The 12715-nt window shown below is 66.2% G+C and carries 14 protein-coding genes; 3 read left to right on the top strand and 11 right to left on the bottom strand.

Translation table 11 applies throughout. From position 1 onward, the window contains the following. Positions 1 to 5: 5 nt before the first annotated feature. The 3 genes from U858_RS0126670 to U858_RS0126660 form a co-directional block, all read right to left on the bottom strand. Positions 6 to 935, bottom strand: coding sequence for an electron transfer flavoprotein subunit alpha/FixB family protein (locus U858_RS0126670; protein ID WP_025140177.1), 930 nt, complete (start codon positions 933 to 935; stop codon positions 6 to 8). Between the two features lies 1 nt (position 936). Then, positions 937 to 1686: an electron transfer flavoprotein subunit beta/FixA family protein gene (locus U858_RS0126665; protein ID WP_025140176.1), complete on the bottom strand. Its 750-nt coding sequence runs from the start codon at positions 1684 to 1686 to the stop codon at positions 937 to 939. A 73-nt stretch (positions 1687 to 1759) separates the two neighbouring features. Then, a complete protein-coding gene (locus tag U858_RS0126660; protein ID WP_025140175.1) occupies positions 1760 to 2683 on the bottom strand; it encodes a histone deacetylase family protein in 924 nt (307 codons plus the stop codon). A gap of 10 nt (positions 2684 to 2693) precedes the next feature. On the opposite strand from U858_RS0126660, the gene mltB reads away from it, so the two are divergent. Next, positions 2694 to 3848 (top strand): lytic murein transglycosylase B, encoded by a 1155-nt coding sequence (mltB, locus tag U858_RS0126655; protein ID WP_025140174.1) that lies wholly within the window; start codon positions 2694 to 2696, stop codon positions 3846 to 3848. Positions 3849 to 3937: 89 nt separating this feature from the next. Here mltB and U858_RS0126650 read toward each other — a convergent pair whose 3' ends face one another. Next, positions 3938 to 4987 (bottom strand): cyclase family protein, encoded by a 1050-nt coding sequence (locus U858_RS0126650; RefSeq protein WP_025140173.1) that lies wholly within the window; start codon positions 4985 to 4987, stop codon positions 3938 to 3940. Positions 4988 to 5054: 67 nt separating this feature from the next. Here U858_RS0126650 and U858_RS0126645 point away from each other — a divergent pair, with 67 nt between their 5' ends. Further along, complete coding sequence (locus tag U858_RS0126645; protein ID WP_025140172.1) at positions 5055 to 5828, top strand: IclR family transcriptional regulator; 774 nt, start codon at positions 5055 to 5057, stop codon at positions 5826 to 5828. Next, entirely contained in the window at positions 5828 to 6808 is a 981-nt protein-coding gene (locus tag U858_RS0126640) for a tripartite tricarboxylate transporter substrate binding protein (RefSeq protein WP_025140171.1), read from the top strand. The genes U858_RS0126645 and U858_RS0126640 overlap by 1 nt, the downstream gene beginning before the upstream one ends. A 107-nt stretch (positions 6809 to 6915) precedes the next feature. Here U858_RS0126640 and cysM read toward each other — a convergent pair whose 3' ends face one another. The 7 genes from cysM to U858_RS0126605 all read right to left on the bottom strand — a co-directional run bounded on the left by cysM (position 6916) and on the right by U858_RS0126605 (position 12715). After that, positions 6916 to 7824: a cysteine synthase CysM gene (gene cysM / locus U858_RS0126635; RefSeq protein ID WP_025140170.1), complete on the bottom strand. Its 909-nt coding sequence runs from the start codon at positions 7822 to 7824 to the stop codon at positions 6916 to 6918. Positions 7825 to 7897: 73 nt separating this feature from the next. Further along, complete coding sequence (locus tag U858_RS0126630; protein ID WP_232786611.1) at positions 7898 to 8485, bottom strand: helix-hairpin-helix domain-containing protein; 588 nt, start codon at positions 8483 to 8485, stop codon at positions 7898 to 7900. Positions 8486 to 8691: 206 nt separating this feature from the next. Continuing rightward, positions 8692 to 9681 carry an ADP-glyceromanno-heptose 6-epimerase gene (gene rfaD, locus U858_RS0126625; RefSeq protein ID WP_025140361.1) on the bottom strand — a complete coding sequence of 330 codons (990 nt, stop codon included), beginning with the start codon at positions 9679 to 9681 and terminating at the stop codon, positions 8692 to 8694. Further along, on the bottom strand, positions 9678 to 10619 hold the full coding sequence (gene rfaE1, locus U858_RS0126620) for a D-glycero-beta-D-manno-heptose-7-phosphate kinase (RefSeq protein ID WP_042885650.1): 942 nt from the start codon (positions 10617 to 10619) through the stop codon (positions 9678 to 9680). The genes rfaD and rfaE1 overlap by 4 nt, the downstream gene beginning before the upstream one ends. Continuing rightward, a complete protein-coding gene (lapB, locus tag U858_RS0126615; RefSeq protein WP_025140168.1) occupies positions 10616 to 11833 on the bottom strand; it encodes a lipopolysaccharide assembly protein LapB in 1218 nt (405 codons plus the stop codon). The genes rfaE1 and lapB overlap by 4 nt, the downstream gene beginning before the upstream one ends. Before the next feature lie 60 nt (positions 11834 to 11893). Then, positions 11894 to 12208, bottom strand: a complete 315-nt coding sequence (locus U858_RS0126610; protein WP_025140167.1) for a lipopolysaccharide assembly protein LapA domain-containing protein — start codon at positions 12206 to 12208, stop codon at positions 11894 to 11896. 147 nt (positions 12209 to 12355) lie between these two features. Then, positions 12356 to 12715, bottom strand: a complete 360-nt coding sequence (locus U858_RS0126605) for an integration host factor subunit beta (protein ID WP_006388263.1) — start codon at positions 12713 to 12715, stop codon at positions 12356 to 12358.

Below are 12715 nucleotides of genomic sequence, written 5' to 3'. Positions count from 1 at the left end.
GAGGCTTACAGCGCGCCGGTCAGTTCGGGAACGACCTGGAACAAATCACCCACCAAACCATAATCGGCCACGCCGAAAATCGGCGCTTCGGGGTCTTTGTTGATGGCCACGATGACCTTCGAATCCTTCATGCCGGCCAGATGCTGGATGGCGCCCGAGATGCCCACCGCCACGTACAGCTGCGGCGCAACAATCTTGCCGGTCTGGCCGACCTGCCAGTCGTTGGGGGCGTAGCCGGCGTCGACGGCTGCGCGCGACGCGCCCAGCGCGGCGCCCAGCTTGTCAGCCAGCGGATCCAGGATCTTGAAGTTCTCAGCGCTGCCCAGGCCACGGCCGCCGGACACGACGACGCGGGCGCCGGCCAGTTCCGGACGGTCGCTCTTGGCGACTTCGCGGCCGACGAAGCTCGACAGGCCCGAATCGGCCACGGCGGCAATGTCTTCCACGGCAGCCGAACCGCCCTGCGCGGCCACGGCGTCAAAGCCGGTGGTGCGCACGGTGATGACCTTGACCGAGTCGGCCGATTGCACGGTGGCAATGGCGTTGCCGGCGTAGATCGGGCGCTGGAAGGTGTCGGCGGATTCCACGCCGATGATGTCCGAGATCTGGGCGACATCGAGCTTGGCGGCCACGCGCGGGGCCACGTTCTTGCCCGAGGCGGTGGCCGGGAACAGGATGTGGCTGTAGTTCGAGGCCACGGCCAGCACCTGGGCCGCGACGTTTTCGGCCAGGCCGTCGGCCAGTTGCGGGGCGTCGGCCAGCAGCACCTTGGCCACGCCGGCCGCTTGCGCGGCCTGGTCGGCCACGGCGCGGGCGTTGGCGCCGACGACCAGCACGTGGACGTCGCCTCCGATCTTGGCGGCGGCGGCGACGGCGTTCAGGGTTGCGCCCTTGAGCTGGGCGTTATCGTGTTCGGCAATAACCAGCGTCGTCATCTCAGACCACCTTCGCTTCGTTCTTGAGTTTGTCCACCAGGGCGGCGACATCGGCCACCTTGATGCCGGCCTTGCGGGCGGGCGGCTCGCTGACCTTCAAGGTCTTCAGGCGCGGCGCGGGGTCCACGCCCAGGTCTTGCGGCGTGACGGTGTCCAGTTGCTTCTTCTTGGCCTTCATGATGTTGGGCAGCGTGACGTAACGCGGCTCGTTCAGGCGCAAGTCGGTGGTGACGATGGCGGGCAGCTTGAGCGTCAGGGTTTCCAGGCCGCCGTCGACTTCACGGGTGACCGTGACCTTGCCGTCGGCCAGTTCGACCTTGCTGGCGAACGTGGCTTGCGGCCAGTCCAGCAGCGCGGCCAGCATCTGGCCGGTCTGGTTGGCGTCGTCGTCGATGGCTTGCTTGCCCAGGATCACCAGTTGCGGTTTTTCCTTGTCGACCAAGGCCTTGAGCAGCTTGGCCACGGCCAGCGGCTGCAGCTCGGCGTCGGTCTGGACCAGCACGCCGCGGTCGGCACCGATTGCCATGGCGGTGCGCAGGGTTTCCTGGCATTGCGCAACGCCGCAAGAAACCGCCACGACTTCGGCCACGGCGCCCTTTTCCTTCAGGCGGGTGGCTTCTTCGACGGCGATTTCGTCAAAGGGGTTCATGGACATCTTCACATTGGCGATATCCACGCCAGTCTGATCAGACTTGACGCGCACCTTGACGTTGTAGTCAACGACGCGCTTGACAGGTACCAACACCTTCATCCCGCTGCCTCCAAATGGAAATTAATTACCCGGCGTATGCGCCGGGATCGCATTGCACAATTTTTTCCTGATTCTACAGCTTCGCCAGCGCCCGTATATGCGCCACGACGCTGCGCCCCAGGGCGGACAGGTTGTAACCGCCCTCGAGCGTGCTGACGATCCGGCCCTGGCAGTGGCGTTCGGCCACGTCCACGAGCTGCTCGGTGATCCAGGCATAGTCGGCCTCCACCAGCCCCATCTGCCCCATATCGTCCTCGCGATGGGCATCGAAGCCGGCTGATATCAGAATGAGTTCCGGGCGGTGTGCTTCCAGGCGCGGCAGCCAGGTATCGGTGACGATGGGGCGCACGGCCGCGCCCGTCGTATAGGCGGCCACCGGCACGTTCAGCATGTTGGCGGCCGGGTCGGCGGTGCCGCTGTTGGGAAAGAACGGGTGCTGGAAAAAGCTGCACATCAGCACGCGGTCGTCGCCCGCGAAGACATCTTCGGTGCCGTTGCCGTGGTGGACGTCGAAATCGACGATGGCCACTCGCGACAGGCCGTGGAAATCCAGCGCATGGCGGGCCGCGATGGCCACGTTGTTCAAGAAGCAAAAGCCCATGGCCTGCGAGCGGCAGGCGTGGTGCCCGGGCGGACGCACCGCACAAAAGGCCGTGCGGGCCTCGCCACCCATCACCGCGTCGACCGCCGCCACCCCTGCGCCGGCCGCATGCAGCGCCGCCTCGTAGGTGTGCGGGTTCATGAGGGTGTCGGGATCTATCGGGTAATACCCGTGGTCCGGCGAATGTTCGCGCAGACTGTCCAGATACTGGACAGTGTGCACGCGCAGCAGGTCGTGGCGGGACGCCTGGGGCGCCTGCCGGTCGTCCAGATAAGGCATCAAGCCGCTGGCGAGCAATTGGTCGGAAATGGCATCCAGCCTCTGCGGGCTCTCCGGATGCCAACTGCCCATTTCATGCAAGCGGCATGCCGGGTGGGTAAGATACATGGTCTCCATAAGGAAGATTATGTTCATCTGTCGGCGAATCCTGCAACTCGGAACCCTGACGGCCCTCCTGGCCGGGTGTTCCACCACCGCTCCCACCGCCCCGAATTCAACCGCCGCCCTGGCACCGGCGACCACTGGCACTACCCCCATCCGCATCGGACCCACCGCGCCGACACCCGGCTCCGACGTGGCGGATGACGGCCCGGCCACCCTGACGCCCTCGGGCGCCCTGCGGCCCGAGGTGCGCGCCTTCGTCGAATCGCTGGCGGCCGAACGCAACCTGCCGCTCAAGCCGATGGTGTCGGCGCTGGAAGGCGCGCGCTACAACGCCACGGTGGCGCGCCTGATCGCGCCGTCGCCCCCGGGCAAGAAAATCTGGCGCAGCTGGCTGACCTACCGTTCGCGCTTCGTGGAACCCAAGCGCATCGGCTGGGGCGTGGAGTTCTACAACGAACACCGCGACCAGCTCAACCAGGCGGCGCAGCGCTTTGGCGTGCCGGCCCCGATCATCGCCTCGATCATCGGCGTTGAAACGCTGTATGGCCGCAACATGGGCAACTTCCGCGTGCTTGACGCGCTGGCTACCCTGGCCTTCGACTACCCGGACCCGGCCAAGCCCGAACGCGCCACCATGTTCCGTGGCCAGCTGGCCGACTTCCTGACGCTGGTCATGAACGGCAAGCTGGATCTCGAAACCCGCGGTTCGTATGCGGGCGCCATCGGCATGCCGCAGTTCATGCCCACCAGCATCAAGCACTACGCGGTGGACGGCGACGACAGCGGCCATATCGACCTGACCAACAACACCCGCGACGCGATCATGTCGGTGGGCAGCTTCCTGGCGCAGCATGGCTGGCAGCGCGGCCTGCCGGTATTTGCGCCGGTGACCCTGCCGGCGGACCCCACCGCGCTGGTCGATGGCGGCCTGGAGCCCAAACAAAGCTGGACCAGCCTGACCGCCGCGGGCGCGCGCCTGCAGCCCGGGGCCTCGAGCACCGGCTGGGGCAACCAGCCGCTGGGCGTCGTGGACCTGGTCGAAGAAGCCCGCGGCACCGCGCAATACCGCGTGGGCACGCCCAACTTCTTCGCGCTGACCAAGTACAACCGCAGCTATTTCTACGCCACCTCGGTGGCCGATCTGGCCAGCGAAATCGAGGCCCGGGTCGGACGCTGACCCCCGCACGCCGCACAGACAACGGGCCCGGCTTGCCGCCGGGCCCGTCCTCTTTCAGCGGCACGCTTTCAGCCGTTCTCCACTGCCGCTCAGACCGTGGCCACCGGCGTCGCAGGCGAACCCACCGCGCCGGGCAGGTTCAGGGGTGGTGCGGTCAACAGGAACCGGCTGCGGCCATGCGCGGCCAGCCAGCGGGCCAGCGCGCCCAGGTACCACATCTCGCCGATCGGCATGCCCAGCTTGAAGATGCAATGGTGATGCAGCGGCAATGCGGCGCAGCAGGCGTTGGGCTTTTGCGTCGGGTAGATTTCCAGCGCGTGGTTGTCCGACGCCATGGCGGCCACTTTCGAATCGGTGATCCACTGCAGCAGCCTGTCGTCGCTGCCATCCAGGCCGGCGCAGATCTCGTGCAAGGTGTGAGCGTCCGGCTCGCGGTTCTTTTCCAGCAGGGCATCGCCGAATTCGGTATGGAACAGCACGATATCGCCCTGCTCGATCTCGATCCGGTCCGCCTCCAGGATGCGCATCAGGTCGTCGTAGCCCACCGCCTTCTGCTCGCGGCCGTAGTGCCGGGCCAGATCGACCATCACGCCCCGGCTTTGCAGGCACGACTCGGCCAGGTGGGTGATGTCCAGCTTCTTGGCGTTCGACGCGCCGCCCTGGCCCAGGTCGGTCTTGGCAAAGCCGTTGTCCACGTCGTAGTCCACCGGACCCACCACGTGCTCATTGGGGCGGTAGCCGTTGTAGTAGACGCGTTCGGGCAGGCCGTCGCCGTTGGCGTCGAACAGCGCGCCCACGTGGGCCAGCGAATCCCATTGGGTCGAGTACTGCAGGCTCATCTCGACGATGTCGTCGCTGAGCACGTCGACACAGCCCGGACGCAGCCGCCCCAGCGGGAAGTTCAGGTACAGGTCGCCATCCCTTTCGGTGGGCCGCAGCTTGGGCGGATGGCGCCGGACATTGACGCCGTTGCCCCCGGGGTAATCCAGCGGCAGCGACAGGCAGAAGCTCAATCCCTCGCGGACTTCCTGGATCGCCTTCATCACGTTCGCGGAGGTGATGTAATTCAGGCAACCTCTTTGGTCATCAGGGCCGAAGTCCCCCCAGTTCGATCCCTCGGGACGGTTCTTCCATCTCATGCGTCGCAACTCCTAGGCGATTAACTGCGAATTGACATAAATTTATCACGTATAGGATAATATCATCATGGATGTGAAAACAGCCGCTCGGGTACTCGATGTCCTGAACCTCTTTGCCGAGGCGCAGAAGCCGCTGCTTTACAGCGAAATCGCGGCCCAGATGGAGATCCCGCTGTCCAGCTGCCATGGCCTGCTCAAGACCATGGTCGCGCGCGGCTACCTCTATGAAATCGGCAAGAAGCACGGCTACTACCCCACCCAGAAGCTGATCCACGTCGCCACGCTGATCTGCCGCAGCGATCCCCTGAACGCGGTGATCGAACCGGTCCTGGCGCGCGTGCGCGACATCACCGGCGAAACCGCCCTGCTGGCCAAGCTGGCGGACGACAAGGTGGTGTATCTGATCGTGGCCGAATCCAAGCAGACCATCCGCTTCTCGCACCAGCCTGGCGGCTTCAAGGCAGCGCACGCCACCAGCTCGGGCAAGGCCCTGCTGTCGGTGCTGACCGAAGACGAACGCCAGAAATGGTTCAAGACCTATACGGGATTCACCCGCTACACCGAAACCACGCTCACCAGCCAGGCCGCGTTCGAACGCGACCTGCAGGCCGGCATCCAGCGCGGCTGGCAACGCTCCATCGGCGAAAACGTCGAGGACGTGATGTCCATCTCGCTGGGCTTTCGCGCCTATGAGCAACCCTTCGCCATCGTGGTGGCCGGCCCCTTGGGGCGCATGCAGAAAAACGAAGCCGCCACTGGAAAACAACTGGAAGAGGTCAAGGGGCTGCTGCTCGCGGCCCTGCCCTCGGCCAATCTAACCTTTGTAGGAGAAGACAGCTGATGAACAAGCGCACTTTGCTCGCCGCGGCAGGTTCGGCGATCGCCATCGCGGCGTTGCCGCTGGCCAGCGCGCAGGCGCAGGACGCCTATCCCGACAAACCGATCCGCGTGATCATGCCGTGGGCGGCAGGCGGCCCGACCGACGTCGTGGGCCGCGTGATCGCGGTGCGCATGGGCGAGATCCTGGGCCATCCCCTGGTGATCGAAAGCCGGCCCGGCGCCAGCGGCACCATCGGCGCCGCCCAGGTGGCGCGTGCGCCGGCCGACGGCTACACGGTGCTGATGAATCCGTCCGTGCAGGGCATCTACCCGGCGCAATTCAAGAGCCTGACCTTCGATCCCATCAAAGATTTCCGCATGGTCGGCGTGCTCGGCACGGTGCCCATGGTGGCGGTGGTGCCGCCCGATTCGAAATTCAAGACCTTCGGCGAGCTGATCGCCCAGGCCAAGGCCCAGCCGGGCACGCTCAGCTTCGCATCCCCCGGCGTGGCGACCCTGCCGCACCTGGCCGGCGAGCTGATCAACACCACCACCAAAGCGTCGATCTCGCACGTGGGCTACCGCGGCAGCAGCCCGGCCCTGACCGATGTGGCCGGCGGCCACGTCGACCTGATGTACGCGCCGCTGGCCCCCGCCCTGCCCCTGATCCAGAGCGGCAAGGTGCGCCCGTTGGCCGTCACCACCAAGGCCCGTCTGGCCGAACTGCCCGACGTGCCCACCATCGCTGAAAACGGCCTGCCGGGCTTTGACATCGTCACCTGGTACGGCATGTGGGTGCCCAAGGACACGCCCGAGCCCATCATCGCCAAGCTGAACAAGGCCATGATCGAAGCGTCGCAGTCGCCCAAGGTGATCGACGCCCTGAAGTCGCAAGGCACCCTGCCCAGCACGATGAGCTACCAGGAAGCCGAAGCCTTCAACCTGGCCGAAAGCGCACGCTGGATCAAGGTCATGAAAGACGCCAACATCCAGCCGGAATAAGCGTCAGGGCGCTTGCTGCGACCCGAAGCAAAAGCCCCGCGCGCCGGAGACAATCCGGTGCGCGGGGCTTTTTTTGAGAGCCGCAACGCGGCTGCCCGGCCCTGCGATCAGTTGAAGACGCCCGTGGACAGGTAACGGTCGCCGCGGTCGCAGACGATGAATACGATGGTCGCGTCGTTGACGCGCTCGGCCACGCGCAGGGCCGCCACCAGGGCGCCGGCCGACGAGATGCCGCCGAAGATGCCTTCTTCGGACGCCAGGCGGCGCGCCATGACCTCGGCGTCGGCCTGCTCGATGGATTCGTAGGCGTCGACACGGCTGCGGTCGAAGATCTTGGGCAGATAGGCCTCGGGCCACTTGCGGATGCCGGGAATGGACGAGCCTTCGGCCGGCTGCGCACCCACCACCTGCACCGCGGGATTGCGCGACTTCAGGTAGGTAGACACGCCCATGATCGTGCCCGTGGTGCCCATGGCGCTGACGAAGTGGGTCACGCGGCCGTCGGTCTGGTTCCAGATTTCGGGGCCGGTGGTTTCGATGTGGGCGCGGGGGTTGTCGGGGTTGGCGAACTGGTCCAGCACCAGGCCGCGGCCATCGGCCTGCATTTCGGTGGCCAGGTCGCGGGCATATTCCATGCCGCCCTTGTCGGCCGGCGTCAGGATCAATTCGGCGCCGTAGGCCGTCATGGCGGCGCGGCGTTCCACCGACAGGTTGTCGGGCATGATCAGGATCATGCGGTAGCCGCGCATGGCGGCCGCCATGGCCAGGGCGATGCCGGTATTGCCGCTGGTGGCTTCGATCAGCGTGTCGCCGGGCTTGATGTCGCCGCGCGCTTCCGCATGCTTGATCATGGACAGCGCCGGGCGATCCTTGACCGACCCCGCGGGATTGTTGCCTTCCAGCTTGGCCAGGATGACGTTGCCCCGCGCGGCGCCCGCGGCTCCGGGGATGCGCTGCAGACGCACCAACGGCGTATTGCCGACGGTCTGCTCGATGGTGGGATAGGTGGTAGTCATGAGGCCGATCATAACTCTCCCCGGCGCGGGCCGCGGCGAAAAGCCGCGCTCGCGCCAGGGGTTCATGGCCGGATCAGGGACGAGGCCGCGCCGCGGCGGCAGGCTTGGCGGATGGGGCCGAAGCGCCTGCCTTGGCGCTGGCGGGGCCCGCTGCTCCTGCCGCGCCCATGGCGGGCTTGGCACCGGATCGGGCCGGGTTCGCCGCGAGGTCTGGCGCCACGGCGCTCTTGGCAGCGGATGCGCCGCCCACGGTCAGGCCGGCCGCCTCCAATGCCTGGGCTTTCTTCGCACTGATGCCGCGCACGCGTTCGGCCAGGTCTTGCAATGATTCGAACTTGCCCCCGCGATCGCGCTCGCGCACGATGGTTTCCGCCGTACGCGGACCGATGCCGCGGATGCCATCGAGCTGCTGCGCGGTGGCGCCATTGACGTCGACCGCGTGCGCGGGGGCGCTGGCCAACCCCGCCGCCAGCAGGGCCGTACCCAGCGCCAGCCGCAGCACGCGGCGCGCGGCGCTCGCCGCCGTCCGCGGCCGGCGCCAAGGCGCGGCAAATCGGGGCGCAACCTGGGGCGCCACATGAGGCACCACATGAGGCATCACATGGCTCGCCGCTCGGGTCGCCAGATCAGCCGCCACGGTGGAATGCAAAAAGGGATTCATGAACAGGTCTCCGGATAAGGGCGGCGCAACGGCTGTTGCACCACGACCTGATCATGGCCCGGCGTGCATCGGCGGTGCCTGGCCGGTGAACGATTGCATCCACCCCGGCAACTACGCCGGATGAAAAAAAGCCACCAGCAGTGCGGTGGCTTTCTCAAGGTGACAGGCAAGCGCCCACACGTGGCCAGGCGGCCAGCCCGGCAGCCCTACTTGCGGGCGCGCCAGTAGCGCACGTATTCAGCCACGCCGGTCTGCACGTCGCGCATCGGCGCGGTAAAGCCCGCCGCGCGCAGCTGGCTCACGTCGGCCTGGGTGTAGCTCTGGTAACGGCCCTTCAGGTCGTCCGGGAACGGGATGTAGCGGATCAGGTCTAGTTCGACCAGCTGGGCCAGCGTCAGTTGCGCTTCACCGCGTTCGGCGCGCAAGGTGTTCACCACCGCCGCGGCGACGTCGTTGAACGGCTGTGCACGGCCGGTACCGCAGTTGAAGATGCCCGACGTTTCCGGGTGGTCCAGGAAATGCAGGTTCACGGCCACCACGTCTTCGACCGAGATGAAGTCGCGGCTCTGGCCGCCATCCACATACCCATCCCAGCCTGCGAACAGGCGCACGTGGCCGTGTTCCAGGAACTGGTTCATGTTGTGGAACGCCACCGACGCCATGCGGCCCTTGTGCTGCTCGTGCGGGCCGTAGACGTTGAAATAACGCAGGCCGATGACTTGCGCAGTCAGGCTGTCCATGCGGGTGCGCAGCACCTGGTCGAACAGCAGCTTGGAATAGCCGTAGACGTTCAGCGGGCCTTCGTTAGCCGGGTCTTCGACGTAGACCGACGAACCGCCATAGACGGCGGCCGACGAGGCATACAGGAACGGAATGCGGCGCGCCTGGCAGAACTCGAACAGCTCCAGCGTGACGCGGTAGTTGTTGTCCAGCATGTAGCGGCCGTTGCGCTCGGTGGTGTCCGAGCAGGCGCCCTGGTGCAGCACCGCACGGATTTCCGGCAGGCTGCCCTCGGCGACGCGACGACGGAAATCGTCCTTGTCGAGGTAGTCGGCGATCTTGCAGTCGACCAGGTTGACGAACTTGTCGCCTTCGGTCAGGTCGTCGACCGCGATGATGTCCTGGATGCCGCGGCGGTTCAGGCCCCGCACCAGGTTGCTGCCAATGAAGCCCGCGGCTCCGGTTACGACGATCATGAGAGTTCTCCTGCCAATTCGGCGGCGGTGACGACGGACGTGCCCAGCTTGCCCACGGCGATGCCGCCGGCCCGGTTGGCCCAGCCCATGGCATCCACCCACGGCAAGTCGATGGCGCGCGAGACGGCCAGCGTGGCCAGCACGGTATCACCCGCGCCGGACACGTCGAAGACCTCGTGCGCCTGCGCGTCGATGTGTTCGCGGCCCGTGTCGGTAAACAAAGTCATACCTTGCTCGGAACGGGTCACGAGCAGGGCTTCCAGGTCCAGATCGGCGCGCAGGCGCTGCGCCCGGTCGGTCAGTTCGGATTCGGTGTTCCAGCGGCCCACGGCCTGCTGCATTTCAGAGCGGTTGGGCGTCACCAAGGTCGCGCCGCGATAACGCGAGTAGTCGTCGCCCTTGGGGTCGACCAGCACGGGAATGCCGGCGCTGCGAGCCAGCGCGATCAGCGACTCGACCCGTGCCAGCACGCCTTTGGCGTAGTCGGACAGCACCACGATGTCGTGGTTGGCCAGGTGGCGCGCCAGGGCGGCGTCGATGCTGTCCAGGGCTTCCTGCGCCGGATGCTGTTCGAAGTCGACCCGCAGCAATTGCTGCTGGCGTCCCAGCACGCGCATCTTCAGCGTCGTGTGCAGGCTGCGGTCGGTGATCAGGTCGGCCTGGATTCCGGCCTCGACAGACAGGCGGCGCACGCTGTCGCCGGCCTCGTCTTCGCCCAGTACGCCCACCAGGGTGACATGGCCGCCCAGCGCGGCCACGTTGCGGGCCACGTTGGCCGCGCCGCCCAGGCGGTCTTCGCGGCGCGCAACGCGCACGACCGGGACCGGCGCTTCGGGGGAGATGCGTTCCACTTCGCCGAACCAGTAGCGGTCCAGCATGACATCGCCCACCACGAGCACGCGGCTATGCGAAATGGATTCGGCGGGAAATTGCTTCATTCAAGTTCTTCCAGACGACGCGGCGCGTAGGTCTCCCAGGCATTGCAGCCCGGGCATTGCCAATAGAAGCGGCGCGCTTGAAAACCGCAGCTCCGGCACGCGTAGCGGTCCAGACGTTGCGTATGCTTGTGGATCAGGCTGCGCAGCAGCGTAAGGTCGGCGCCGGGCACCGGACCTTGCTCGGTGGCGCCCTCGCCATTGGCGAGTTCTGCTTCGAGCAGGCGATCCAGGCCCAGCAGCGAGGGATGGCTGCGCAAGGCGCCGCGGGCGAATGCCCAGGCGGGGGCAGACCCTTGCTGCACGCGCAATTCACGAAACACGACATTGAACAGGTCGAGCGAGGCGTGGCGCGCATACTGCCGCTGCAGCAGCTCAAGCCCGGCCGCGGCCTGGTCGGCCGCACGGTAGTTGGCCAACAGCCGTTCAGCCACCAGGCCGGCGTATTCGGGGGCGTCGGTCATGACCGACTCCAGGTACAGGCGCTCGCGCTTGGGGTCTTGTTCGAGCAAGGCCAGGCGCGCGCGCAGCATGGCGGTGCGCACGATGGCGCCCTTGCTCGACATGCCCGCATCGGCCGTGGACAAGGCGTGGTCGGCCGCATCAAGCGCCGTGTGCGCGGCATCGACGTTGGGCGGCTTGGCCGCCAGCGCGGTGGCAGCCTGTTCGCAGTAGTAGTGCACGATCTGCGGCATGGGCTCGTCGACCAGGCCATGCAAGGTCTTGACGGCTTCGATGGCGCGCGGCCAGTCGTGTTCCGATTCGTAGATGCGGATCAGTGAACGCAGCGCCGGCAAGGCGTAGCGGGTGTCTTTGAGCTGCTCGAAACCACTTTCGGCGCGGTCCAGCATGCCGGCCTTGAGGAAATCCTGGGCCAGCTCGTGCTGCGCATGCTCGCGCTCGGCGACGGGCAGGTCGGACCGGTTCAGCAGGCTCTGGTGCACGCGAATGGCGCGTTCCATCTCGCCACGACGGCGAAACAGGCTACCCAGCGCGAAGTGCAGTTCGGTGGTTTCGGGGTCGAGCTTGGCGACTTCGACGAACGCATCGATGGCGCGGTCGGGCTGCTCGTTGAGCAGGAAATTCAGCCCCCGGAAATAGGAGTCAGGCAGGCTGCGGGTTTCCCGGAGCATCTGCCGGATGTCGAAACGCGCGGCCAGCCAGCCCAGCGCGAACAACACCGGCACGAATATCAACCACCAAGGTTCAAAATCCACTGTGCGGGCTCTTGCGGTAATTCAGTACGGGAAAATGGGCATGCCGGCGGCGCTGCACCATCACAGCGGCGACATCGGGGCGACGGCTTCCGGCGGCACGACCGGCGTGGTGCCATTGACGGCGGCCTGGACGCGGTCGAGTTCGCGGCGCAGGCGAATGGCCTCGCGGCGGCGGCGCATGGCAGCGGGCACGGTCAGGAGCAGGCCGAACAGAGCGCCCACCACGAAGACCACCAGCATGACGACGATCAGCGGCACATCCTGCACGACGTAATCGGCGTAGAACTTCACGGCGACGGGATCGGTGTTCTTCAGTGCGAACATCAATACCGCCACGAACACGAGCAATCGCAGGGCCCAGACAAGGTAGCGCATGACGCATGCTCCTAAGTATTCAAGAGGGTCAATTGTAAGCGACCTCCACTACTGAAGGGAGGCCCCAAAAAACAAAGCCCCTTGATTGCTCAAGGGGCGTTGCTCGCGGTCCGATCTGCCCGAAGGCAGCCTTACTGGCCGGTGCCGTCAGTGCATGGCGTGAAGACCTGCCATGGACGGCATCGGTTCACTCGATCCAGAGGATTGAGCGTCCTCGTCGTTGCCGCCGACCAAGTCCACCCGCTCGCGCAATTCCTTGCCTGCCTTGAAGTGCGGCACCTGTTTACCAGGCACCAGCACTTGTTCGCCGGACTTCGGATTGCGACCGATGCGGGGAGACCGCTGCGACAGCGAGAAGCTGCCAAAACCGCGGATCTCGATACGCTGACCCGAGGCCAGGGCCTGGGTCATTGCATCGAGCACGGTCTTGACCGCGTAATCGGTGTCGCGGGCGGCCAGCTGAGGATAGCGGGCCGCCAAGGCGGCGATCAGCTCCGACTTGGTCAC

The organism is Achromobacter sp. DH1f (assembly GCF_000633435.1).
Classification (GTDB): Bacteria; Pseudomonadota; Gammaproteobacteria; order Burkholderiales; family Burkholderiaceae_B; genus Achromobacter; species Achromobacter deleyi.
This window is presented reverse-complemented; position numbering and strand designations above follow the sequence as displayed.

Coding starts and splice junctions, on each gene's coding strand:
- U858_RS0126670 (WP_025140177.1), bottom strand. CDS start 935: ATGACGACGCTGGTTATTGCCGAACACGATAACGCCCAGCTCAAGGGC.
- U858_RS0126665 (WP_025140176.1), bottom strand. CDS start 1,686: ATGAAGGTGTTGGTACCTGTCAAGCGCGTCGTTGACTACAACGTCAAG.
- U858_RS0126660 (WP_025140175.1), bottom strand. CDS start 2,683: ATGGAGACCATGTATCTTACCCACCCGGCATGCCGCTTGCATGAAATG.
- mltB (WP_025140174.1), top strand. CDS start 2,694: ATGTTCATCTGTCGGCGAATCCTGCAACTCGGAACCCTGACGGCCCTC.
- U858_RS0126650 (WP_025140173.1), bottom strand. CDS start 4,987: ATGAGATGGAAGAACCGTCCCGAGGGATCGAACTGGGGGGACTTCGGC.
- U858_RS0126645 (WP_025140172.1), top strand. CDS start 5,055: ATGGATGTGAAAACAGCCGCTCGGGTACTCGATGTCCTGAACCTCTTT.
- U858_RS0126640 (WP_025140171.1), top strand. CDS start 5,828: ATGAACAAGCGCACTTTGCTCGCCGCGGCAGGTTCGGCGATCGCCATC.
- cysM (WP_025140170.1), bottom strand. CDS start 7,824: ATGACTACCACCTATCCCACCATCGAGCAGACCGTCGGCAATACGCCG.
- U858_RS0126630 (WP_232786611.1), bottom strand. CDS start 8,485: ATGAATCCCTTTTTGCATTCCACCGTGGCGGCTGATCTGGCGACCCGA.
- rfaD (WP_025140361.1), bottom strand. CDS start 9,681: ATGATCGTCGTAACCGGAGCCGCGGGCTTCATTGGCAGCAACCTGGTG.
- rfaE1 (WP_042885650.1), bottom strand. CDS start 10,619: ATGAAGCAATTTCCCGCCGAATCCATTTCGCATAGCCGCGTGCTCGTG.
- U858_RS0126610 (WP_025140167.1), bottom strand. CDS start 12,208: ATGCGCTACCTTGTCTGGGCCCTGCGATTGCTCGTGTTCGTGGCGGTA.